Here is a 23,764-nt window from a genome sequence, read left to right on the forward strand (position 1 = left end):
GTCGAGTGGTGCAAAAGGTCCGCTCGCGCTGGCGTCGTAAAGCAGCGCGAGCGGATCGCATCTAATGCGTTCGCAGGAGACATGACTCATGAAAGCGCGGGCATTGATCGCGGCAATGGCTCTCTCTGTGTCGGGCACCGTGCTGGCTGCCGGGAGCGGCAGCGGAAGCCCGGGCGCCGGACCTTCGGTGAACACGTCGGCCGCAGGCCGCAGCGGCGCTGACCAGGGCCCCGCGTCGGCCATGCGCCCGCCCACGCCGGGTGGCGGCACCGGCGGCGCAGGCGACGGCATGCGTTCGCCCGGACAAGGTTCCGCAGGCGGAATGCAGCCGATGCTGAAGAGCGGCAGCGGCAGCACGACGAACCAGCCCGGCGCGCCATCCACGACGAACGGCGGCGCTCAAGGTCAATAGACCGCCCTTACGTCTGCTGCGGCATACTTCTTCGACGAGCCCGCTCGAGGCTCCAACGGAGACGTCATGCCAACTATGCCCATCAGCCGTTTTCCCGTTCCCAACCCTGACGCGTGGCCCGACGACATTCGCGAGCGCATACGCGAAGTGCAGGACAAGGCGGGCTTCGTTCCCAATGTTTTTCTTGCGCTCGCGCACCGGCCCGACGAGTTCCGCGCGTTCTTTGCCTACCACGACGCGTTGATGCTCAAAGAAGGCGGCCTCACGAAAGGCGAGCGCGAAATGATCGTGGTGGCCACGAGCGGCGTCAACGAATGCCTCTACTGCGTCGTCGCGCACGGCGCAATTTTGCGCATCTATGAAAAGAACGCGCTGCTGGCTGACCAGATCGCGGTGAATCATCGCAAGGCCGACATCACGCCGCGTCAGAAGGCGATGCTCGACTTCGCGCTGAAGGTCTGCCGCGAAGCCGGCGCCGTGGACGATGCCGATTTCGCCGCGCTTCATGCACACGGCTTCAGCGACGAAGACGTGTGGGACATCGCGGCCATTACTGCGTTCTTCGGCTTGTCGAACCGCATGGCGAATGTCACGTCGATGCGGCCCAACGACGAGTTCTACCTCATGGGGCGCGTGCCGAAGGGATAACCCGAGCCGGCGATACCTGAAAATTTCTCAGCATTAGTTGAACCGAACCGCGTTGATCGCTGCGTCGAACGCGACGAAACTGCCTCCACACCGAACAAACCATGGAGACAGCAATGTTGCTCGACAATCGTGTAGTGATCGTGACTGGCGCGGCTTCGGCGCGTGGCATCGGCAAGGCGACGGCAAAGGCGCTCGCCGCGCAAGGCGCGCGCGTCGTCATTCTGGACCTGCGCGAAGCGGACGCGCAAAGCGCCGCGCGCGATATCGGCGAGGAACACCTGGGCCTCGCATGCGACGTCACGGACAAGGACGCATGCGTCGCCGCCGCCAACGCCACCATCGAAAAGTACGGCCGCATCGACGCGCTCATCAATAACGCCGGCATCACGCAACCCATCAAGACGCTCGAAATCAGCGCGGCGAATTTCGACGCCGTGATCGACGTCAATCTGCGCGGCACGCTCTACATGTCGCAAGCGGTCATCGGGCAGATGAAGAAGCAGCAGAGCGGCAGCATCGTGTGCATGTCGTCGGTATCGGCGCAGCGCGGCGGCGGCATCTTCGGCGGCCCGCATTACAGCGCAGCGAAGGCCGGCGTTCTCGGCCTCGCGCGTGCCATGGCGCGCGAGTTCGGCGCCGATCGCATCCGCGTGAATTCCATCACGCCGGGCCTCATTCAGACGGACATCACCGGCGACAAGCTCACGCCCGAGATGCGCGCGGACATCATCAAAGGCATTCCGCTCGGCCGTCTGGGCGATGCAGCCGACATCGCGAATGCGTGCCTCTTCCTCGCCAGCGATCTGTCGAGCTATCTCACGGGCGTCACGCTGGACGTCAACGGAGGCATGCTGATTCATTGATGTCGCGTGCGCCCGCCTCACGCGCAGGCGCATTCAGCGCACCCGGACTAACCGGGGCGTAACGAGTCATGGCAGGAGACAAACATGAAACCTCGCTTTACCGCGCCGCCGCTCGCGGCAGATATCTCGTCGTCGGCCGACACCGCCACCTTCGAAGCAAAGACGTATGCGAAGGTCGGACGCCGCCTCATTCCCTTTCTGATGCTGTGCTATCTCGGCGCTTATCTGGATCGCGTCAACGTCGGCTTTGCGAAGCTGCAAATGCTTAATGATTTGCGCTTTTCCGAAACCATCTATGGCATCGGCGCAGGCATTTTCTTTCTCGGCTATTTCCTTTTCGAAGTGCCGAGCAACGTGATACTGCACAAGGTGGGCGCGCGCAACTGGCTCGCTCGCATCATGCTGACGTGGGCCGTCATCTCCGCGAGCTTCGTGTTCGTGAAGTCGCCGACCATGTTCTATATCCTGCGCTTCCTGCTCGGCGTGGCCGAGGCAGGCTTTGCACCGGGCGTCATTCTTTATCTGACTTACTGGTTCCCCGCCGCGCGCCGCGCCAAAGCTCTGTCGTTGTTCTTCATGGCGATCCCGCTCGCGGGCATCATCGGCGGGCCGCTCTCCGGCTACATCATGCATGCGCTGCAAGGCGCTCACGGACTCGCGGGATGGAAGTGGCTCTTCATCCTCGAAGCGTTGCCGTCGCTCGTGCTCGGCGTCGTGATTCTGTTCTATCTCGACAATGGCATTGCCAGCGCGAAGTGGCTCACCGATGCCGAAAAGACGCTCCTCGCTCGCAATGTCGAGAAGGACAACGCGCAGAAGCTCGAGCACGTGTCGATCCGCTCGTTCATCGGCGACCGGCGTCTGTGGCTCATGGCCGCGATCTATTTCTGCGTCGTGCTCGGTCAGTACGGCCTCACGTTCTGGCTGCCGACTATCGTGCGTCGGGCCGGCGTGGCGGACCCGCTGTGGGTCGGCATCTTCACCGCGATTCCGTATCTGTGCGCCATCATCGCGCTGCCGCTGATCGGGGCGAGCGCCGACAAGCATCGCGAACGCCGTCTGCATCTCGCGATCCCCATGCTTGTTTCCGCCGCCGGGTTTGCGACCTTGCCGATGCTTGGCAGCGTTGGCGCGTCGATCGTCTGCGTGAGCGTCGCCGCTGCGGGCATTCTCGCTTCGTCGTCGCAGTTCTGGTCGCTGCCCACTGCCGTGCTCGGCGGAATGTCGGCGGCGGCCGGCATCGCGGCGGTCAACTGCTTCGCCAATCTCGCGGGCTTCTTCTCGCCCGCCATCGTCGGCTGGCTCAACGATCTCACGGGCAAGTCCACGGCGGGCCTGATCTTTATCTCGGCTGCGGTGGTCGTGGGTGCGGCGCTGGTTTTCCTCGTGCCCGCGAAGACGGTCAATCGCTAAGCATTACTACCTATCATCTCAAGGAGACGAACATGAGCAGTCCCGTTATCGAGGAGGTGACGCTCGCCGAGCGCGCCTATCGCATCCGCCGCAACGCCCTTTTGATGGGCGAAGTGCAGGGCCAGGGCTACATCGGTCAGGCATTGGATGTCGCCGATGTATTGGCCGTGAGTTACTTCGGCGCGATGAACTACCGCCCCGAAGATCCCGAATGGGAAGAGCGCGACCGCTTCCTGCTTTCGAACGGCCACTACGCGATTGCGCTGTATGCGGCGCTCTTCGAAGCCGGCATTCTGCCGCAAGAAGAACTCGAAACTTATGGCAGCGACGACAGCCGTCTGCCGATGTCCGGCATGGCGAGCTATACGCCGGGCATGGAAATGTCGGGCGGCTCGCTCGGCCAGGGTCTCACCATTGCCGTGGGCCGCTGTCTCGGACTCAAGCGCAAGAACTCGAAGTCTTTCGTCTATACGCTCTTCTCCGATGGCGAGCTCGACGAAGGCGCGATCTGGGAAGGCTTGATGTCCGCCGCGCACTGGAAGCTCGACAACCTGATCGCGATGATCGACGTGAACAATCAGCAAGCCGATGGTCCGTCGACGCAGATCATGGCCTTCGAGCCGCTCGTGCCGAAGCTCGAAGCGTTCGGCTGGTACGTGCAGCGCGTGAACGGCAATGATATCGACGCCGTAAAGGAAGCCTTCGACAACGCGCGCAATCTGAAGGAAGCGAAGCCGCGCATCATCGTATGCGATACGAAGATGGGCTGCGGCGTGCCGTTCCTCGAACAGCGCGAGAAGAATCACTTCATCCGAGTCGATGCGCACGAGTGGCAACTCGCGCTGGAAGCACTCGAATCGAGCCGGTAAGCAAGGAGAACAGCATGAGCACTATCGAAAAGAAGCCGCGTTTGAAGACATCCGCGATGATCGCCTCGATCGCGAGCGAGGGACAAGTCACGCGTTCCGCGCCGTTCGGTCATGCGCTCGCCGAACTGGCGCGCACGAAGTCGAACGTGATCGGCATGACGGCCGATCTCGGCAAGTACACCGACCTGCATATCTTCGGCAAGGAATTTCCGGAGCGCTACTACCAGATGGGCATGGCCGAACAGTTGTTGATGGGCGCGGCCGCCGGCTTCGCACATGAAGGCGCGCAGCCGTTCGTCACGACGTATGCCGTGTTTGCGACTCGCCGCGCGTATGACTTCATTCACCAGACGATCGCCGAAGACAACCTCGACGTGAAGATCGTCGCCGCGCTGCCGGGTCTCACGACGGGCTACGGCCCGAGCCATCAGGCAGCCGAAGACCTCGCGTTGATGCGCGCCATGCCGAACATGACCGTGATCGACCCGTGCGACGCGCTCGACATCGAGCAGATGGTGCCGGCCATCGCGGCGCACAAAGGGCCGGTCTATGCGCGCCTCTTGCGCGGCAACGTGCCCGCCGTGCTCGACGAATACGGCTATCGCTTCGAACTCGGCAAAGCGAAGATGCTGCGCGACGGTTCCGACGTACTCGTCATTTCATCCGGACTGCTGACGATGCGCGCGCTCGAAACCGCGAAGGCGCTGGAAGCGGATAACGTCGACGTGGCCGTGCTTCATGTGCCGACGATCAAGCCGCTCGACACCGACACGATCATTCGTGAAGCGCGGCGCTCGGGCCGGCTTGTCGTGGTCGCGGAAAATCACACGGTGATCGGCGGTCTGGGCGAAGCGGTGGCGTGCGCACTGCTGAGCGCCGGCGTGACGCCTGCATTCAGACAGATCGCGCTGCCCGATGCGTTCCTCGATGCGGGCGCCTTGCCTACCCTTCACGACCGCTACGGCATCTCCACGAACGTGATGGCGAGCACCATCAAGGGCTGGCTCGACTAGGGCGCGCTGCGGCCGCGCGCGGGCTTTCTCGCGCGCGGCGCTTCCTTTCCGGCAGGCGCGTTCGCGCCTGTCATCTCTTCCATCCACGAAAGCGTGTCGACGTACGCGAGGAAATGCTGCAAGTATTCCGGCGAAGCCTCGCGCATCAAAGCAAGCGAACGATGCACGAGGCTGCTCGAATTGAGCGGACCCGCGTTCTTCGGCACCTTCTGCTGCGACTCCCGCAACTGCCGCTCGGCGCTGACTTTCGACCAGACGCCCCGCAAATACTCCAGCAGTTCTTCGTGCGAAGGATGCGTGGCCGCGTGACGCGCCATGTCGTCGAGCAGCACGGCAAGGGGTCCTTTCGGCGCATGCGCTGCAACGGCTTGTCGGGCGGCTGCTTGCGCGACCGTATCCGCGTAGTCGTTCAGGAGCGGTGACAGGCGCGCGTCGATGATGCGTCTCGCCTCGCCTTCATGCGTCATGGCGCGCCGCGCCAGCGCCTCGATGAAGCGATAACGCACGGGATTGACGCGATGCTCGCCGCGCGCGCGCCATGCGTCGAGCATCGCGCGGGCATTCACGCCGTCATCCACGAGGCTTCACCAGCGAGTTCGTCGGACGCGGCACAGCGGATATCTCGACGCGGCGATTCTTCGCGCGGCCTTCGTCGTCGGCATTCGAACTGACGGGCTGCTCGGAACCGAAGGCCGCCGCGAATACCGATGACGGCGCGACGCCTGCATCGATCAAGGCGCGCGTCACGGTCAACGCGCGCTTGGCCGACAGCTCCCAGTTATCCGCGAACCGGCGATTGCCTTCGCGAACCTGCTGGTCATCGGCGAAACCACTCACCATCAGAACCTGATCGTGCGTGCCGAGATACGCGGACAGCGGCCCGGCGAGGCTCTTGAGCACATCACGTCCCTGCGGTTGCAGTTGATCCGAGTTGAGCGCGAACAACACGTTGCCGCTGATCCCGATGCGCCCGTTCACGAGCGTGACGCGCCCGGAAGCGAGCGGTCCGGCGAGCGCCTGTTCCAGCGTCTTGCGCCGCTGGGCTTCCTGTTGCCGTTCTTTCACGGCCTGTTCGAGCTTGGTCGAAAGCTGCAACTGCACGCCGATGACCGCGACGAGTATCAGCACAAACGCGCCGAGAAGCACCGACATCAAGTCCGCGAAAGCCGCCCAGATGGGCGCGGCGCTTTCGATGCCGCCGTCGAGTTCTTCGTTCATGCGCGCGCTCCGTCCAACTCACGCTGTCCGGCAATGCGTTGCAAGTCTTCGACGATCTGCTTCTGCGACATCACGCTCAGGTCGATGACTTCGCGCGCCTGCGCGACGTAATACGCAAGCTGCTCGTCGCTGCGCGAGAGCGTCTTGTCGAGCGCCGTTTCTACGCGCTGCAAATGCGTGACGAGCGTCTCGTTCGCCGCGCCGAAGGACTCGACGGCCGCGCCCAACGCTTCGCCGAGGCTCGCCACTTCGACAGCGCTGCCGGTGACTTGCGCGGCCACCGCGCTGATCTTCGCGCCTTCGCTTTCGATCTTGTCGCTGAATTGCGTGCCTGCGCGCGAGAGCAGATCCGCCGACGTGGAGATGAGCGCATCGACGGCCGTGCGTTGCTCGGTGGACGCGAGATTCACCGCATCGAGCAGCGTTTGCAGCGTGGCGAGCAGGCGGCTGCGCTCCTCCAGCATGGCGGTGTCGCGCACCATCGAATCGGAGAGCATCTGCCGCATTTCCGCGACGACTTCGGCCGCGGCCTTGGGCGCTTGCGATGCAGCCTGCATGAGCTTTTCGATTTCCGCGATGAGACCGTTCGCATGCGAGCGCGACGCGTCCGACATCTCGCTCGCCGTGCGCGCGAGCGTGTCGCAGATCTCCTGCTGACGGCGCTCGACGAACGTGCTCGTCTGCTGCCATTCGTCGCGCAAGGTCGCGGATACCGCGCCGAGGGCTTCGGTCCACGCGTTCAGGCGAGCATCGTTGTTCGATGCGAGCGCTGCGGCGAGCTTCGCATGGGCTTCATCGACTGACTTCAGTAGCGATGCGGAATGCACTTCGAAGCGTTCGGTTGCCTCGTTCAATGCGCCTCGATGCTGCGCGGCGAGTTGTTCGCCCGCCTGCTGTTGCGCGGCGAGCGCGCTGCGCCAGGCGTCCGACATGCCAGCCGATGTGCTGTCGAGGCGCGAGGAAATTCCTTGGAGCAAGTCGCTCGCGCGTGCCTCGAAACGGCTCGCGAAGCCATCGAGCGAAACGCCTGTCTGCGTGGCGAGCGCCGCGCTCGTCTGCTCGTGCTTCACGACCGACTCCTTCAATGCGGCGGCAATCTTCTCGACGCAAGCATGCAATTCGGTCGTCACGCCATTGATGTGCGTCGCCATGCCGGCGGCCAGATTCTGCGAGCGCTCGTCCACTGCTCGCGCGAAACGATCCAGCGAAGCACCCGTCTGCGCGACGAGCGCCGCGCTCGCCTCTTCGTGTTTGAAAAGCGTTGCGTCGAGTCCGTCCGCTGTCTGCTTCATGCGCGACGACACGTCCGCGACCAGCGTCGAAGATCGTTGTTCGAAGCCTTGCGCGAAGCGTTCCAGCGACGCATTCATCTTGTCGACGAGCGCCTCGTTGGACGCCTGATGCCCCTGCAGCGAGCGATCCCAGATACCGGCGATCTTCTGCGCGGACGTCTCGAAGCCGTTCGACAAGCCATCGAGTTGTCGCCCGACAGCTTCTTCGATACTGCCGTGCAACGCCTTCGTTTCGCGTGCGATGCCGTCCATCGTCGCCTGCATCACGGGCTGCAATGCGGCGCTCGCCGCGCGCGCGCTGTCGGCCACGCTTTGCTTCAACGACAGTTCCACCGAGGTCGCAAGACGCCGGTACGCCGTCTCCGTATTCGCATGAAACGCGGCCTGATTCGCCAACTGCCGCTCGTTCGCGGCGACGCTCTGCTGTTCGATGGCGCTCATCATCGCGTGAAGACGATCGACGAGCTTCGGCATGATCTCGGTCTGACGTTGAAGCAATCGGAACGTCTCTTCGCGCTGAAGCGTCTGCGTGAAGGGCCGCAGCGTCGTCGCGGTCTTCATGTCGAGCAGTTGCGTGACGTGCAGGCGTTCGCGACGGCATAGCGTGGAAAGCAGCCCGAGCATCGCGGAGGTCGCGACGCCGGCTATCGACGTGCCGAACGCGAAGCCGAGGCCCGTCACCGGCGCGGCGAGCGATGCGCGGATAGCCGCGAGATCGGTCGAGCTTTCGAGCGCGGCGCCTGTGCCACGCAGCGTCGCGACCATGCCGAGCAGCGTGCCCAACATGCCGAGCAAGACGAGCAAGCCCGCGAGATACGGCGCGAGCGCGGGACCGGGCAACACAGTGCGTTCGCCTTCGACGCGCGAACGCACCGCATTGCGCAGACTCGCAGGCACGTGTTCGAGCCACGATGCAAGGCTCGGCGGCGTCGCGTTCAATGCGCCGACTGCGGTGGCCAGCTCGCGCGTCGTTCGCTCATAGCGCTGCAACTCCGACGCGCCCACGAGATAGCACGCGCCGATCACGAGCGTGACGACGAGCGCGAGCGCATTCGAGCCGATATAACCAATGGCTATACCGCAGACGGCCAGGAGGCCCACGACAAAGACAGCTACATTCAGAAGGTAACGGGGCATAGCGTTCAGTGAGCGGTTTGACATGCCGCGAGCAAACCATCGACCGGTTGGAAACGAACGTGCAGTTCGGCGCGCAGGACGCTTTGCATGTCCCGTTCGAAGACGCCGAGCCATGCGGATGCGTCGTCCGAAGACGCCTGATGCGCGCTGCGCATGCGCTGAAAATGCTTGCCGAGGAGCGCCGGCGCTTGCGCCAGCAACGCGCGTTCGCGCGCGGCGAGCGCCTGTTCCATCACGGCATCGACGACGGCAAGACGCGCCATGCGCGTCGACTTCGCCGCGAGCGTCGCGCGCACGCGAGCGCGCAGCGCGCCGATCTCGGCTTCCATCGCCTGTTGCAGCGACAGATACCGATGTCGGTAGACGGCGTACTCCACGGCCAGATCAGGAGGCGGCGCCTGCACCGGCGCGCGTCGCCGGTGAACGCCCGGAGCGTTGCCCTTGTCCCCGACGATGGCGCTCGTTAGCGACGCACGCACGCGCGCGCAGGCTTGTTCTTCGCCGTCCGATGCGGATCGCGCGCCGGGAATGGCCGGCGGATCGCCGCTAAGTGCGGTGGACAACGCGATCGCCTCGGTCCAGCCGAGCCACTGGCTCAGACGGTCCGACAGCGAGGAACCGGGTGCGTGAACATCGAGATCGGCGAAACGCGCGAGCAGGCGCACGAGCGCCGGCCCGCTGATCGCCGTGCGCGTGGGGGCTTGCACGATAACACCGCAGGCAAAAACCCGTTAGTTTACACGGTGACGGGCGTCTGCCTAGTTTCGAGGCGTTTTTGTCATTCTTTGCGGCTTTTCGACGCCCGCAGCCCGTATCGTTCAGACCGCGCGCTTGCTGCGCCTGAACTGGTCGAACAGCACGGCGAGCAGCAGAATGCCGCCACGGATGAGGTATTGATAGAACGTCGGGACGTTGAGCAGGCTCATTGCGTCCTGCACCGCGCCCATGATGAGCACGCCGACGAGCACGCCCGAGATGGTCGCCACGCCGCCCGTCAGCGACACGCCGCCCAGCACGCACGCCGAAATCACGCCGAGTTCGAGCCCGACCGACGTCTTCGGGTCGCCGAGACTCATGCGCGAGGCGAGCATGACGCCCGCGAAGCCGGTCACGAGCCCTTGCAGCACGAACACGGTGATCTTGATGCGCGTGACCGGCAGGCCCGCGAGCACGGCCGCCTCGCTATTGCCGCCGACGGCCAGCACGTTCTTGCCGAACACCGTCTTCTTCAGCAGGAAGCCGAACACGACGAAGCCGATGATGTTGCTCCAGATCGGATACGAGATGCCGAGGAACGAACCGCCGCCGAGATCGAAGAACCGCTCTTCGGAGATCATCACGGCGTCGCCGTTGGACGTGAGAAACGCGAGACCGCGCACCGCTTCCATCATCGCGAGCGTCGCGATCAGCGAATTGATTTTGAAGCGCGCGATCAGCACGCCGTTCACGAGTCCCACCGCGCCGCCCGCGAGAATGCCCGCCGCGACGCCGAGCATGACGCTATGCGTCGCGGTGATGACGGTCGATGCCATCACACCCGCGAACGCGACGATGGATGCCACCGAGAGATCGACTTCGCCGAGCGCGAGCACGAACATCATCGTGACCGCGATGGAACCGATCAGCGTCACCGAGAGCAGCAGCCCCTGAATATTGCGGGGCGTGAGAAAGCCCGGCACCGTGACGGAGAGCACCGCGAACAGCACCAGGAACACCACGACGATGCCCGACTTGTTGATGAGGTCCCACATGCGCGCCTGCGAGGGCGCAATGGGCGCTTGAGCATCGCTCGTGGAGGAAGTGCCTGGAGTTTGCATGGCTTGGCTCTAATTCGTTTCGTCTTTCCGGGGCCGCCGCTGGGGTCAGCAGTCAGCGGGGCAATGCGAGCTTGATCAGTTCGTCCGGTGTCGCCTGCGACTTCGGCAGCGCGCCGGCAATGCGTCCTTCTTTCATCACGATGATGCGATCCGACACGCCGATCACTTCGGCCAGATCGCTCGATACGAGAATCACCGTGCGTCCCGCTTCGGCGAGCTCATACAGAAGGTTATAGATCTCCGCACGCGCGCCGACATCGATGCCGCGCGTGGGCTCGTCCATCAGGAACACGTCGATGCGTTCCGCGAGCCAGCGCGAGAGAATCACCTTCTGCTGATTACCGCCCGACAGCGTGCCGATAGCGGTTTCGCCGCTGCGCGTCTTGATTGCGAGCTTCGCGATGTATTCCTGCGCGAGCGCGCGCTCGCGGCGCGCATCCAGCAGAAAACGCGCGGGGCTGAAATGACGGCGCGCGCTGATGTTGAGGTTGTCCGCGACGGACGCGATAGCGACGATGCCTTCCTGCTTGCGGTCTTCGGGGCACAGCGCGATGCCCGCGCGCACGGCATCGCGCGGACTCGAAAACGCGACGCGCTTGCCCTTCAGTTCGACATGGCCTTCGCTCGCTTTCGTCGCGCCGTAAAGCAGTTTCATCAGTTCGGAACGCCCTGCGCCCACGAGACCGAAGAAGCCGAGAATCTCGCCGCGCCGCGCGCTGAACGACACGGGCTCTGAGAGGCCCGGCCCGAGCAGCCCCTTTGCCTCGATCATCACGTCGCCGGCTTCGCGCGAGCGATAACCATAGACGTCCGCGATCGAGCGGCCGACCATGCACGCGATCAGCCTGTCGCGCGAAAGGCCCGCGACGGATTCGAAAGTCTCGATGCGCCGGCCGTCGCGGAACACGGTCACGCGGTCGCACAGTTCATAGACTTCGTCCATGCGATGCGTGACGTAGATGATCGCGCGTCCGTCGGCGCGCAGCGCGTCGATGATGCGGAACAGTTGCTTCGTCTCGCGCGCGGAGAGCGAGCTCGTCGGCTCGTCGAACGCGATCACGCGCGCGTCGCGCATCAACGCCTTGCCGATCTCGATCATCTGCCGCTGGCCGATGGAGAGGTTCTTCACCGGCGTGCGTGGATCGATCCGTTCGCCGAGACGTTCCAGTTCGGCCATCGCGCGCTTGACGAGCGCGCGTTCGTCGAGCACGCCCGCACGGTTCGGCAATTGCCCGAGCATCAGGTTCTCGGCCACCGTCAGTTCCGGCACGAGGTGCAGTTCCTGATAGATGATCGCGATGCCCGCGGCGATCGCCTCGCGCGTCGTCGTGAAGCGGTGTTCCGCGCCATTGAGCTTCAGCGTTCCCGCTTGCGGCTTGTTGACGCCCGAAAGCACCTTGAGCAAGGTGGATTTGCCCGCGCCGTTCTCGCCCATCAAGCCGTGCACTTCGCCCGCGCGCACCGACAGCGACACGCCGTCGAGCGCGCGCACGCCCGGGAAACTCACGGTAATGCCGTCGAGTTCCAGGTATGCGCCGCGCTCGCCGTGCGCCGGGGCGAGGGTTACGTCGTCCGTCGTCGTATCCATGCGTGCTTAGATGCCGAGTTCGGTACGCACGGACTTCCAGTTCTCACGCGTCATCAGCTTGCCCGTGGTTTGCGTGTCGGCGGGCGGCTGCTTGCCGCTGCGAATCCAGTCGACGAGATTCTGCGCGCTTTGCTTGCCGTGGTTCGTGGAGCTCACCGCGATGGTGCCGAAGAAGCCCGTCTGTTCCTTCTTCTGGAACTCGGCGAACGCTTCGCCCGCGCCGTTGATGCCCACGCCGATCACATCCGCCGAAGGAATATGCAGCTGTTCCGTGGCGCGCACGCCGCCCAGCACGGACTCTTCGTTCAGCGCGAAGATCACCCACTTCTTGATGTTCGGATGCTGCGCGAGCACCGGCGATGCCGCGTTGAAGCCGCCTTCATCGTCCGTGGTTTTCTGCGGCGCGTCGAAGATGTTTTCCTTCTTGAAGCCGTTCGCGACGAGCGACTGCGTGGCGCCATCGGTGCGCAGCTTCGCCGTCGGAAGTTCGTAGTCCGTAATACGCAGCGCTCCGACTTCTTCCGGCTTCCAGCCGCGGCGCTTCATTTCGCCGGCAATGGCGTCGCCGACCTGATTGCCGATCTTGAACGCCGACATGCCAAGGTGCGGCACGTTCGAAAGCGGCTTGCCCGACGAATCGACGAGTTGGTCATCGACCGAAACGAACTTCATGTTGTAGCGCTTCGCGCGCGCGGCGATGGCCGGTCCCAGGCGCACGTCAGGCGCGCAGATCACGAAGCCCTGCGCGCCTTGCGCGCCGAGGTTGTCGATGGCGGCGAGCACTTTCTCGCCATCCGGCGTGCCGATGTTCACCGACGTGAAGTTCTCTTTCTGTCCGAGTGCGGTCGATGCCTTCTGCTCGTTGATGAACCATGCCTGCTCCGGCATCTTCACGAGGAAGCCGATCTTGAGCGGCTCGTCGGCTTGCGCCGCGCCGTGAAGCGCGAAAGGCGCGACGCACATCGCGGCCATGATGGCGCGCAAGGTCAGGCGGCGAATTTGTTGGTTCATGACGTGTCTCCTTGGTCTGGCTTTTGTTGGTGAATGTCGTTTGATTTAGCGGCCGAATGGCTCGGTTTCTACGTGTTTGCCTAACAAAAATGCGTCCGCGACGAGCCTGAGCGGACGCACGTCCACATCGCTCTCGCCCCGCTCGATCAGTTCGCGGAATCGCTCATACAGCGCCGGATACTCGCGCTCCGGTCCGAGCGAAACGGCTTCGCCCGCGATCGACAGGCGCTTGCCGCCCTCGCGGATCGACAGGCGGCCGCCGTCCGTATCGACGTCGATGTCCCACTCCTCGACCGGGCCATGACGCCAGTCGAACGACGCGCGCACCGGCGCACCGTTCGTATCGATGCAATCGAGCTCGGCGGCGATGGGCGTTGCGGTATCGTGCGGAATGGTGAGCGTCGCCGCGCGCAATGCGATCTCGCGCGGAAGGATGCGCGTGACGATGGAAAGCGCGTTGATGCCCGGATCGAACACGCCGAGGCCGCCCGGTTCCCAGATCCATTGCTGGCCCGGATGCCAGCGTCGCACGTCTTCTTTCCAGCGTATTTCGACCGCGCGCACCGCGCCCGCTTCTTTCGATGCAAGCCACGCACGCGCCGGTTCGACCGCGCTCGCGGCGCGCGAATGCCAGCTTGCGAAGAGCGTGCGGCCATGCGTTTGCGCGATGTCGCGCAATGCCTCGACTTCGCTCACGCTCGCGCCCGGCGGCTTCTCGAGCATTACATGCTTGCCCGCTTCGAGCGCGGCGCGTGCCTGCGCAAAGCGCACTTGCGGCGGCGCGCAGAGCGACACCGCATCGAGCGACGGCTCGGCGGCGAGCAACGCGTCGAGGTCCGCGTAGTTGCGCACGCCGTCGACGCTCGCGTTGCGGCTCGCGCATGCGACGAGTTCGAAGCCGGGCTGCGCGGCAATGGCGGGAAGATGCTGGTCGCGCGCGATCTTGCCGATCCCCGCGACGGCGAGTTTGTATGCCGATGTCATGCGTATCCTCGTGGTCAATGCGAGTGGCGTGGCACCGCTGCTCCGCGCTTGCCGACGAGGAAGTCCAGGTCGCAACCTTCGTCTGCCTGAAGAACGTGATCGACGTAGAGGCGCTGATAACCGCCATCGCCATGCACGCGCGGCGGCACGTGACCGCTCATGCGGCTCGCCAGCTCTTCGTCGCTGATGTCGAGATGCAGCGTGCCCGCATCGCAGTCGAGCTCGATCCAGTCGCCGTCGCGCACGGCGGCTAGCGGACCACCCGCCGCCGCTTCCGGCGCGACGTGCAGCACCACGGTGCCGTATGCGGTGCCGCTCATGCGTGCATCGGAAATACGGACCATGTCCTTCACGCCCTGACGCAACAGCTTAGGCGGCAAGCCCATGTTGCCGACTTCGGCCATGCCGGGGTAACCCTTCGGCCCGCAGTTCTTCATCACGAGCACGCAGTCCTTGTCGACATCGAGCGATTCGTCGACGATGCGCTCTTTATAGTGTTCGAGGTTCTCGAACACGACCGCGCGTCCCCGATGCTTGAGCAGCTCGGGCGTCGCTGCCGACGGTTTGAGCACCGCGCCGCGCGGTGCGAGGTTGCCGCGCAACACGCGAATGCCGCCGTCCGCGATCAGCGGGTTGCTCAGTTCGCGGATCACTTCATCGTTCGTATTGGGCGCGTTCTTCACGTTCTCCCAAAGCGATTTGCCGTTCACCGTCAATGCGTCAGGATGCGGCAACAGGTTCGCTTCGCCGAGGCGTCTCAGTACGGCGGGCAACCCGCCCGCGTAATAGAACTCTTCCATCAGGAAGCGGCCCGAGGGCATCAAGTCGACGATGGTCGGCGTGTCGCGACCGATGCGCGTCCAGTCTTCCAGTTCGAGCGGCACGCCGATACGGCCTGCAATCGCCTTCAGGTGAATGACCGCGTTCGTCGAGCCGCCGATAGCTGCGTTCGTGCGGATCGCGTTCTCGAATGCTTCGCGGGTCAGAATCTTCGACAACGTGAGGCCTTCGAGCGCCATCTCCACGATGCGAATGCCCGACATGTGCGCGAGCACGTAGCGGCGCGCATCGACGGCCGGGATCGCCGCGTTGTGCGGAAGCGAGGTGCCGAGCGCCTCGGCCATGCAGGCCATCGTGGAAGCGGTGCCCATCGTGTTGCAGGTGCCCGCCGAACGCGACATGCCGCCTTCCGCCGAAAGGAACTGATGCAGGTCGATCTCGCCTGCCTTCAGCGATTCATGCAGTTGCCATACGGCCGTGCCCGAGCCGATGTCCTTGCCGTTGAGCTTGCCGTTCAACATCGGCCCGCCCGTGACGACGATAGCCGGCACGTCGCAACTCGCCGCGCCCATCAAGAGCGCGGGCGTGGTCTTGTCGCAGCCGGTCAGCAGCACGACCGCATCGATCGGATTGCCGCGAATGGCTTCTTCCACGTCCATCGCCGCGAGATTGCGCGTAAGCATCGCGGTCGGGCGAAGATTCGATTCGCCATTGGAAAACACGGGGAATTCCACGGGAAAGCCGCCCGCCTCGTACACGCCGCGCTTCACGTGTTCGGCGATCTTGCGGAAGTGGGCATTGCACGGCGTGAGCTCGGACCATGTATTGCAGATGCCGATGACCGGCCTGCCGTCGAACTCGTGATCGGGAATCCCTTGATTCTTCATCCAGCTTCGGTACATGAAGCCGTTCTTGTCGGCGGTGCCGAACCATTCTTGGGAGCGCAGCTTGGGCTTCGATGCCGACATGTGTTTCGTCCTGGTTCATAACGCGATTGCCGCGAAGTCTATGAGGGCGCGTGATAATCTACTAATGAATTGTTCGACGCCACCGATACCCGAAACGGCATTCGTAGAAACCCCTAAAAATGTTGCTGAATTCGACCCCTTGGTACATCCGCAGCCGGCTCAAGACGCGGCAGTTGATGCTCGTCGTCGCCCTCGTGGAGGAAGGCAACATTCATCGCGCGGCGGCCGTGCTTCATATGACGCAACCAGCCGCGTCGAAGCTCTTGCGCGAACTGGAAGAAACGCTCGGCGTGACGCTATTCGAGCGTGAACCGCGCGGCATGCGCGCCACGCTGTACGGCGAAGCCATCGTCCGTCACGCGCGCGCGGTGCTGGGCAGCCTCGATCAGGCGCAGGAAGAACTCGTCGCGTTGAAGACCGGTCGGCTCGGGCATGTGGCGATCGGCGCGATCACGTCGCCGGGCGTGCGGCTCTTGCCCGCCGCTGTCGCTTCAGTCAAGCGGCAGCACGCGGATATCCGCATCTCGGTCGAGATCGATACCAGCAACGTGCTGCTCGAGCGCCTCGCGCAGGACAAGTTGGATATCGTCATCGGAAGGCTTTCAGTCGAACACGACAAGCTGCGGCTTCGTTACGAACCGCTGACGGGCGAACCGGTGCGCGCGCTCGTGCGTGCCGGTCATCCGTTGCTGAATGCGCCGGCATTGACGCTCGCCGACGTCCAGCCGTGCGAATGGCTCGTGCCGCCGGCGGGCAGCGTATTGCGGCATCGCTTCGAATTGATGTTTCAGCGCGCGAGTCTGCCGCCACCGTCGAACGTGGTCGAGACCGCCGCGATTCTTTTCATCACGCGCCTCTTGGAACAAAGCGACATGATCGCGGTGCTCGCGGAAGACGTGGCGCTTTACTATGCGCAGCACGGCATGGCCGCGGTGCTCCCCTTGCCGATGGAATGCCAGATGGACGACTTCGGCATCGTCACGCGCGCCGACCGTCTCTTTGCGCCCGCCACGAGCGTGATGGTCGATGCGCTGCGCGCCACTGCCGCCGACGTGTACGAGAGCGCATCGCGCTAGGGCTTCGTCGTTCCGTCTGCCAGCGCTGTCACGATCGCATAGGCGGCGCGCACGCGATCCGCATTCGGTATGTTCTTGTTGCCCAGCATGACGATGCCCACATGCTTCGCCGGAACGAACGCGACGTACGCGCCGAAGCCGTTGGTCGAGCCGGTCTTGTTGATCCAGACGTCGCCGCGCGGCGCTTGCGGCGGATCGATGCGCTCGGCGGCGTAGCCATCGACGATCATCGAGGGGCCGTTGCCATCGAGCAAGGCGGTCAGCGGCGCGGGATACGGATACTGTTCCCAGACGAGGTCTTGCGTCATCGGTCCCGACTGGAAGTACGCCGTATGCGTGGCCGTGATCGCGCGCTGCAGCGTGGCGTCGATATGCGCGGCGTCATTCATGTTGGCTTGCAGGAAGCGCGTCATGTCCTGCGCCGTCGATCGCACGCCGTACGCTTCGGACGAAAGCACGCCCGGATTCATGCGCACGGGCTTGCCGTCCTTGGCATAACCTTCGGCATAGTCGCCCATGCGAGCGCGTGGCACCTGCATATAAGTATTGCTCATGCCCAGCTTCGCAAAGATGCGTTGCTCGATGAGCGTGTCGAAATCCTGCCCCATGCTTTTTGCCGTGATCAGGCCGAGCGTGCCGATGCCCGGATTCGAATATGTCCTGTAAGTACTCGGCGCATGGCGCGGTTTCCAGCCCTTGAAGTACTGCATGAGTTGCGCGTTGTCGTGGACTTCATCGGGCACTTGCAAGGGCAAGCCGCCCGGCGTGTGCGTGCCGAGATTTAGCAGCGTCACGTCGTCGCCGAACGCGCTGCCGCGCAACTCGGGCAAGTACTTGCCAACCGGATCGCTCAGTGAGAGATGCCCGGTCTCCTCTGCATACGATGCCAGCGTCGCGGTGAACGTCTTGCTGATCGAGCCGAGTTCGAACAAGGTGTCGCGCGTAACGGGCGTGCCGCTTTCCTTGGAAGCCACGCCGTAATCGAAGACATAAGGCTTGCCTTGCACGACGATGCCTATTGCCATGCCCGCGATGCCGTCGCGCGCCATCAAGGGCATGATGGTCTCGTCGACGATGTGCTTGACGTCATCACGGCTCATGCTTGCCGGCTGACTGAAGACGGATAACGAGCACGTGGAAAGGAGAGCCGCTGCGAACAGTGTTCTGAGTTTCATTGTTCAAGTCCTTCGGTTTTTAGACGGGAGCTTACTGAAGCTGTCGGTCAAAAGCGGCGCGCTGTGGCGAGACTATCCGCCCTTTCTGCGTCCGCCACAATCCAGCGCGATTTGCCGCAGCGTCATACCTCCCTCTCACCGCAAGCACGCATCGAAACATAAATTGATAGCACGCTAACGAATAAAACAATCGCTATAATCCCGGCCCATGACTTCCATTGATCTCCTGCGTCGGTCGGTCAGTAGCACGCTCGTGCTGGCAGCACGCCGCTGGCGGCGTACGAGCCACGGCGTGCTCGCTTCGTATGGCGTATCGGAGGCGTGCGCGGTGCCGTTGCTCACCGCGAACCGGCTCGGCGAAGCGGTGCGGCAGGTCACGCTCGCGGAGCACGTCGGCATCGAAGGGCCGTCGCTCGTCAGACTGCTGGATCAATTATGCGCGGCGGGCCTCGTGCGGCGCGACGAAGATCCGGAGGACAAGCGCGCCAAGACCATCACGTTGACGGACGAAGGTCGCGCCGTGACCGCGCGCATGGAAGCGCGGCTCGTATCGCTGCGCGCCCGCTTGCTCGAGGACGTAAGCCGCGAAGATCTGGAAACGACGCTGCGCGTGCTCAACGCATTCGCGGCTTCTCATGCGTCGCTCGATGCACAGGCAGTCACGGCGGCGCTCGCAAGCAACAAGAGCCGGGCCGACGCGCCATGAAGTTCGCATCCGCACGCGAGTGGCTCTTCTCGGCCAAGACCTTCGCCGCCGCGATGATCGCGCTCTACATCGGCCTCGCGCTGGAATTGCCGCGTCCTTATTGGGCGATGGCCACCGTCTATATCGTCTCCAACCCGTTCGTCGGCGCGACGCGCTCCAAGGCGCTGTATCGCGCGCTCGGCACCGCAATCGGCGCGGCGGGCGCGGTCGTGATCGTGCCGCCCTTCGTGGAATCGCCGTTTCTATTCAGCGTGATTGTCGCGCTGTGGACAGGCACGCTGCTCTTTCTCTCGATGTTCGACCGCACCGCGCGCAGCTACGTCTTCCTGCTCGCGGGCTATACGCTGCCGATGATCGCGCTGCCCGCCGTGACGAATCCACCGGCTGTCTTCGATCTCGCCATCTCGCGCACCGAAGAGATTCTGCTCGGCATCGTGGTGGCGAGCATCGTGGGCAGCGTGGTGTTTCCGAGCCGTCTCGCGCCCACGCTCGTCGAACGTACCGATGCCTGGTTTCGCGATGCCGCGTTCTACGCGAGCGAAACGCTCTCGGGCCGGCTCGCGGGTGCCGCGATATCCGCGTCGCGGCAGCGGCTCGCTGCGACCGTCAACGGCCTCGAAGTGCTGTTGAGTCAGCTTACGTACGATCACGCGCGGCCCGATATCGTCCGGCGTGCGCGCGCGTTGCAGGGCCGCATGCAGATATTTCTACCGCTGATTTCATCGTTGGCCGATCCGCTCATCGAACTGGTCGACAAGCGTGGCACGCATCCGCCGGGACTCAAAGCGTTGCTCGCGGACGTGGGCAAGTGGATGTCGCTCCCCGCGCCGCAGATTCACGACGCCGCCGAGTCCGATCGCGAGCCGAACGCGTTGCGCGAACGCATTGCAGCGATGCGGCCATCGGCGCAGGCGCTCGCGAGCGAAGACGGCGCGTTGCTTTCGAGCGCGCTGTGGCGTCTTTCGCAAGTCATCGACGTATGGCAGGACATTCGCGCGCTGCGCGCCGCGATGCTGCATGACGAACACGAGTGGCGTCCGCGCTTTCGGCACTGGCGGCTCGGCGGCACCGAGCGCTTCTTCGATCGCGGCATGATGCTGTTTTCGACGGGCGTCGCGGTCAGCGCGATCATCGTCGCGTGCGCGTTGTGGATCGAATCGGGCTGGGCCGACGGCGCGGGCGCGGTCACGCTCGCCGCCGTCGCGTGCTGCTTCTTCGCGGCGCTCGACGAACCCGCGCCGCAAGTGTTCGTCTTCTTTCTTGCCACGTGCATGAGCGTGGTGTTCGCAGGACTCTACGTGTTCGCGGTGCTGCCGCACGTGCATGACTTCCCGATGCTCGTCGTCATCTTCGCGGGCCCGTTCCTCGTCGTCGGCACGTTGATTCCTCAGCCGCGCTTCACGCTCATCACCATGCTCGTCGCGGTGAATACGGCCACGTTCATCAGCATTCAGAGCGCGTACGAAGCGGACTTCTTCGTCTTTCTCAACAGCAATCTCGCGGGCGTCGCCGGGCTTTTGTTCGCGTTCGTGTGGACGCGGGTGACGCGGCCCTTCGGCTCGGAACTCGCGGTCGCGCGGCTCACGCGCTCGGCATGGCGCGATATCGTCGCGTGCTCTTCGACGGCGACGCTCGACGATCAGCGCAATCTCTACTCGCGCATGCTCGACCGCCTGATGCAAGTGCTGCCGCGCCAGGCGTCGACGGACTCGCACCGGCATCCGTCCATCGAGAGCTTCCGCGATTTTCGCGTCGCGCTGAATTCGCTCGATCTGCGGCGCGCGCATCGCAAGCTCGCGTCGGACGTTCAGGCGTCGATCGACGAGGTGCTCGCAGGCGTGCGCGATTACTTCGGGCACTGCATCGAGCGGCGCGAGCGTCAGCCGGTGCCGTCGACGCTCGTGCGCTCGATCGACCGCGCCGTCGCGCAAGTCGCGGCGCACACCATCGCGGAGGCGGAAAAGCACGGGCAGGCGGCATTGCCGGGGGAACGATTGTTGCGCGACACGCTGCATGCGCTCATCGGCGTGCGCTTGTCGCTGCATCCGCCCGCAACGGATGCGCAGGCAACCGCGCGTGGCGACGCGCCACGGGAAGAACCCGCCTGATGCTCACTCCATTCACATCACCGGACTCGCTCGCATGATCGGCGAAATCGACATTCTCGGCGTCTTCGTGCCGGCCGTTCTCGTGCTGATGTTCGTCGCGTATCTGCTGAACCTCGTGATCCGCACCGTGCTCACGCGCGTAGGCTTTTATCGCTTCGTGTGGCATCGCTCCGTTTTCGATCTCGGCATCTATGTACTGGTGCTGGGGCTTGTCGTTATCGTTTCGCATCGGCTCATCACGTGAAAAAAACCTGGTTCTCCGTCGGGCAGATCCTGCTCACGCTCATCGTCGTCGCCATTGCAGCCGTCGTGTTGTGGAAGCTGGTCGATTACTACATGTTCGCGCCGTGGACACGCGATGGCCACGTGCGCGCCGACGTCATCCAGGTCGCGCCCGACGTGTCCGGCCTCATCACCGATGTAAAGGTCGTGGATAACCAGCAGGTGAAGCGCGGCGACGTGCTCTTCGTCATCGATCGCGCGCGCTACACGCTCGCGCTGCGCAATGCCGAAGCCGCCGCGCAACAACGCCGCGCAACGCTCGATCAGGCGCGGCGCGAGGACGCGCGCAATCGCTCGCTCGGCAACCTCGTGGCGCGCGAAGTGGTCGAGGAAACGCATTCGCGCGTGGAGCAGGCCACAGCCGCGCTCGCCGATGCCGAAGTCGCCATCGACACCGCGCGCCTCAACTTGCAACGCACTCAAATCCTGAGTCCGGTGGACGGCTATCTCAACGATCGCGCCCCGCGCATCGGCGAGTTCGTCTCGGCGGGACGCGCGGTGCTGTCCGTCGTCGATATGCACTCTTTCCGCGTCGATGGCTACTTCGAAGAGACGAAGCTGCACGGCATCGATATCGGGCAACCGGTCGATATCAAGGTGATGGGCGAGCCGAACCTGTTGCGCGGACACGTGCAGAGCATCGTCGCGGCCATCGAGGATCGCGACCGTCAACAGAGCTCGAGCCTGCTGCCGAACGTGAACCCCGCCTTCAGCTGGGTGCGGCTCGCGCAGCGCATTCCGGTGCGCGTGACGCTCGATGAAATTCCCGCCGACTTTCGCATGATCGCCGGGCGCACGGCCACCGTCTCAGTGCGTGGCGTCGGTCCCAGCATCGGATCGCGCGCCGCGTCGGGCAACATGCCCGCGTCCGCGACGGCGCCGGCATCGCCGGTCGCCGCGCATGTGCCGGCTTCGGGTGCATCGCAATGAAGCGCACGGCACGCATGAGAAGCCCGCGCCTCGGCCTGACGCTGCTCGCGTCGATGCTCGTGCTCGGCGGCTGCATCACGGTCGGCCCGGACTACAAGCTGCCCGAAGGCGCAGCGGTCAATACGCCGTACGCGAACGCGCCCATCGACGGCGCGGATCAGGCGCCCGTCACGCAAGGCACGGCGCCTTCGAAATGGTGGCGTCTCTACGACGATCCCGCGCTCGACGAGCTCGTGAGCGAAGCGTTGATCTCTAACGCGGACATTCGCGTCGCTGCCGCGAACCTTGCGCGTTCGCGTGCCGAAGTCGAATTCGCCAACCGGCAAGGCAGCTTTTCGAGCCGCAGTTCCGTCGCGTTCCAGCGGGCGCAGGAATCGGCGGAACAGTACTTGTTGACCGAGAAGCTGCCGGTCGTGAATGAAGGCGCGCTGGAACTGAGCGTGTCGTATGAATTCGATCTCTTCGGCAAGCTGAAGCGCGGCGTGGAAGCCGCCCGCGCCGACGACGAAGCGGTGGAAGCCGCTGTCGATCTCGCGCGCATCACGGTGGTGGCCGATGTCGTGCGCGCGTATGTCGAATCGTGTTCGGCGGCGGAAGAACTGCGCATCGCGCAGAAGTCGTTAGCACTCCAGAGGGAACGCGTGCGACTCACGCAGCGTCTGCGCGAAGCGGGCCGCAGCAATCAGTCCGAAGTCACGCGCGGCCAGACGCAATCCGAGACGCTCGCGGCCGATATTCCGCGCTTCGTCGCGCGCCGCCGCGTGGCGCAGTATCGGCTGGCGATGCTGCTCGCGCGCGCGCCGTCCGCGTTGCCCCCCGCCGCGCTCGCGTGCGACAAGCTGCCGAAGCTGCGCGAGCCGATCCCTGTCGGCGACGGCGCGTCGCTCTTGAAGCGCCGTCCCGATGTGCGGCAAGCCGAGCGGCAACTGGCGGCATCGACCGCGCGCATCGGCGTGGCGACTGCGGCGCTGTATCCATCGGTGAGCTTCGGCGCGTCGGTCGGTTCCGTGGGCGTGGCCGAAGACTTGCTCGGCGCGACGACGAATCGCTGGGCGTTCGGGCCGCTCATCAACTGGACCTTTCCGATCAACGGGCAACGCGCTCGCGTGGTGCAGGCCGAAGCCGCATCCGGCGGCGCGCTCGCGCACTTCGACGGCGTGGTGCTCAATGCGCTGCGCGAAACGCAAAGCAGTCTCGCGACGTATGCGTCCGATGCGACGCGTGCCGACAATCTGCGCACCGCGTACCGGTCGGCGGTGGAATCGGCGGATGAAACGCATCGGCTATATACGGCCGGGCGCGAGTCGTTCGTCGCCGATCTCGATGCCACGCGCACATTGACGAGCGTCGCCGCGCAGGTGGCGGCGGCCGAGAGCCAGGTCGCGCAGGATCAGGTGAATCTGTTCCTCGCGCTCGGCGGCGGCTGGGAACGCGACGAAGACGTGGCGAACGCGCAGCGCAAGTAGTCGCCCGA

At 64.3% G+C, this 23,764-nt stretch carries 22 protein-coding genes; 12 read left to right on the forward strand and 10 right to left on the reverse strand.

What is annotated here, in order from left to right:
* Positions 1–88 precede the first annotated feature (88 nt).
* From LDZ24_RS26850 to LDZ24_RS26875, 6 genes are all read left to right on the forward strand, one after another.
* A complete protein-coding gene (locus tag LDZ24_RS26850; protein WP_248324392.1) occupies positions 89–412 on the forward strand; it encodes a hypothetical protein in 324 nt (107 codons plus the stop codon).
* Between the two features lie 66 nt (positions 413–478).
* A complete protein-coding gene (locus tag LDZ24_RS26855; protein WP_248324393.1) occupies positions 479–1,060 on the forward strand; it encodes a peroxidase-related enzyme in 582 nt (193 codons plus the stop codon).
* A 113-nt stretch (positions 1,061–1,173) separates the two neighbouring features.
* Positions 1,174–1,923, forward strand: coding sequence for an SDR family NAD(P)-dependent oxidoreductase (locus tag LDZ24_RS26860; RefSeq protein ID WP_206470572.1), 750 nt, complete (start codon positions 1,174–1,176; stop codon positions 1,921–1,923).
* 84 nt (positions 1,924–2,007) lie between these two features.
* Positions 2,008–3,336: an MFS transporter gene (locus tag LDZ24_RS26865; RefSeq protein ID WP_175946014.1), complete on the forward strand. Its 1,329-nt coding sequence runs from the start codon at positions 2,008–2,010 to the stop codon at positions 3,334–3,336.
* Between the two features lie 32 nt (positions 3,337–3,368).
* Entirely contained in the window at positions 3,369–4,205 is an 837-nt protein-coding gene (locus LDZ24_RS26870) for a transketolase (protein WP_248324394.1), read from the forward strand.
* Positions 4,206–4,219: 14 nt separating this feature from the next.
* Positions 4,220–5,218, forward strand: coding sequence for a transketolase family protein (locus LDZ24_RS26875; protein WP_248324395.1), 999 nt, complete (start codon positions 4,220–4,222; stop codon positions 5,216–5,218).
* Here the strand turns inward: LDZ24_RS26875 and LDZ24_RS26880 are convergent.
* From LDZ24_RS26880 to LDZ24_RS26920, 9 genes are all read right to left on the reverse strand, one after another.
* Complete coding sequence (locus LDZ24_RS26880) at positions 5,215–5,796, reverse strand: DUF2894 domain-containing protein (protein ID WP_371747501.1); 582 nt, start codon at positions 5,794–5,796, stop codon at positions 5,215–5,217. The genes LDZ24_RS26875 and LDZ24_RS26880 overlap by 4 nt on opposite strands.
* The gene (locus LDZ24_RS26885; RefSeq protein ID WP_175946010.1) at positions 5,789–6,436 is read right to left on the reverse strand and encodes an OmpA family protein; all 648 of its coding nucleotides are present in this window, start codon (positions 6,434–6,436) and stop codon (positions 5,789–5,791) included. Before LDZ24_RS26885 ends, LDZ24_RS26880 begins: the two co-directional genes overlap by 8 nt.
* Entirely contained in the window at positions 6,433–8,865 is a 2,433-nt protein-coding gene (locus LDZ24_RS26890) for a DUF802 domain-containing protein (protein WP_248324396.1), read from the reverse strand. Before LDZ24_RS26890 ends, LDZ24_RS26885 begins: the two co-directional genes overlap by 4 nt.
* A gap of 5 nt (positions 8,866–8,870) precedes the next feature.
* Positions 8,871–9,575, reverse strand: coding sequence for a DUF3348 domain-containing protein (locus LDZ24_RS26895; RefSeq protein ID WP_248324806.1), 705 nt, complete (start codon positions 9,573–9,575; stop codon positions 8,871–8,873).
* A gap of 108 nt (positions 9,576–9,683) precedes the next feature.
* The gene (gene araH, locus LDZ24_RS26900) at positions 9,684–10,682 is read right to left on the reverse strand and encodes an L-arabinose ABC transporter permease AraH (RefSeq protein WP_175946006.1); all 999 of its coding nucleotides are present in this window, start codon (positions 10,680–10,682) and stop codon (positions 9,684–9,686) included.
* 52 nt (positions 10,683–10,734) lie between these two features.
* Entirely contained in the window at positions 10,735–12,270 is a 1,536-nt protein-coding gene (araG, locus tag LDZ24_RS26905) for an L-arabinose ABC transporter ATP-binding protein AraG (protein WP_244140265.1), read from the reverse strand.
* A gap of 6 nt (positions 12,271–12,276) precedes the next feature.
* Positions 12,277–13,281: an arabinose ABC transporter substrate-binding protein gene (locus LDZ24_RS26910; protein WP_206470578.1), complete on the reverse strand. Its 1,005-nt coding sequence runs from the start codon at positions 13,279–13,281 to the stop codon at positions 12,277–12,279.
* A gap of 45 nt (positions 13,282–13,326) precedes the next feature.
* A complete protein-coding gene (locus LDZ24_RS26915) occupies positions 13,327–14,265 on the reverse strand; it encodes a Gfo/Idh/MocA family protein (protein ID WP_248324397.1) in 939 nt (312 codons plus the stop codon).
* A gap of 14 nt (positions 14,266–14,279) precedes the next feature.
* The gene (locus LDZ24_RS26920) at positions 14,280–16,013 is read right to left on the reverse strand and encodes an IlvD/Edd family dehydratase (RefSeq protein ID WP_248324398.1); all 1,734 of its coding nucleotides are present in this window, start codon (positions 16,011–16,013) and stop codon (positions 14,280–14,282) included.
* Positions 16,014–16,132: 119 nt separating this feature from the next.
* On the opposite strand from LDZ24_RS26920, the gene LDZ24_RS26925 reads away from it, so the two are divergent.
* On the forward strand, positions 16,133–17,089 hold the full coding sequence (locus LDZ24_RS26925) for a LysR substrate-binding domain-containing protein (RefSeq protein ID WP_175945997.1): 957 nt from the start codon (positions 16,133–16,135) through the stop codon (positions 17,087–17,089).
* Here LDZ24_RS26925 and ampC read toward each other — a convergent pair.
* A complete protein-coding gene (gene ampC, locus LDZ24_RS26930) occupies positions 17,086–18,264 on the reverse strand; it encodes a class C beta-lactamase (RefSeq protein ID WP_248324399.1) in 1,179 nt (392 codons plus the stop codon). The genes LDZ24_RS26925 and ampC overlap by 4 nt on opposite strands.
* A 208-nt stretch (positions 18,265–18,472) precedes the next feature.
* Here ampC and LDZ24_RS26935 point away from each other — a divergent pair, with 208 nt between their 5' ends.
* From LDZ24_RS26935 to LDZ24_RS26955, 5 genes are read left to right on the forward strand one after another with little or no spacing between them, the layout of a single operon-like run.
* Positions 18,473–18,970 (forward strand): MarR family winged helix-turn-helix transcriptional regulator, encoded by a 498-nt coding sequence (locus tag LDZ24_RS26935; RefSeq protein ID WP_248324400.1) that lies wholly within the window; start codon positions 18,473–18,475, stop codon positions 18,968–18,970.
* The gene (locus LDZ24_RS26940) at positions 18,967–21,078 is read left to right on the forward strand and encodes an FUSC family protein (protein ID WP_248324401.1); all 2,112 of its coding nucleotides are present in this window, start codon (positions 18,967–18,969) and stop codon (positions 21,076–21,078) included. The genes LDZ24_RS26935 and LDZ24_RS26940 overlap by 4 nt, the downstream gene beginning before the upstream one ends.
* Before the next feature lie 34 nt (positions 21,079–21,112).
* Positions 21,113–21,322: a DUF1656 domain-containing protein gene (locus tag LDZ24_RS26945; RefSeq protein ID WP_248324402.1), complete on the forward strand. Its 210-nt coding sequence runs from the start codon at positions 21,113–21,115 to the stop codon at positions 21,320–21,322.
* The gene (locus LDZ24_RS26950; protein WP_248324403.1) at positions 21,319–22,290 is read left to right on the forward strand and encodes an HlyD family secretion protein; all 972 of its coding nucleotides are present in this window, start codon (positions 21,319–21,321) and stop codon (positions 22,288–22,290) included. The genes LDZ24_RS26945 and LDZ24_RS26950 overlap by 4 nt, the downstream gene beginning before the upstream one ends.
* A gap of 14 nt (positions 22,291–22,304) precedes the next feature.
* Positions 22,305–23,756, forward strand: coding sequence for an efflux transporter outer membrane subunit (locus tag LDZ24_RS26955; RefSeq protein ID WP_248324404.1), 1,452 nt, complete (start codon positions 22,305–22,307; stop codon positions 23,754–23,756).
* Positions 23,757–23,764: the final 8 nt, after the last annotated feature.

It is taken from the genome of Caballeronia sp. Sq4a (genome assembly GCF_023170545.1).
Lineage (GTDB): Bacteria > Pseudomonadota > Gammaproteobacteria > Burkholderiales > Burkholderiaceae > Caballeronia.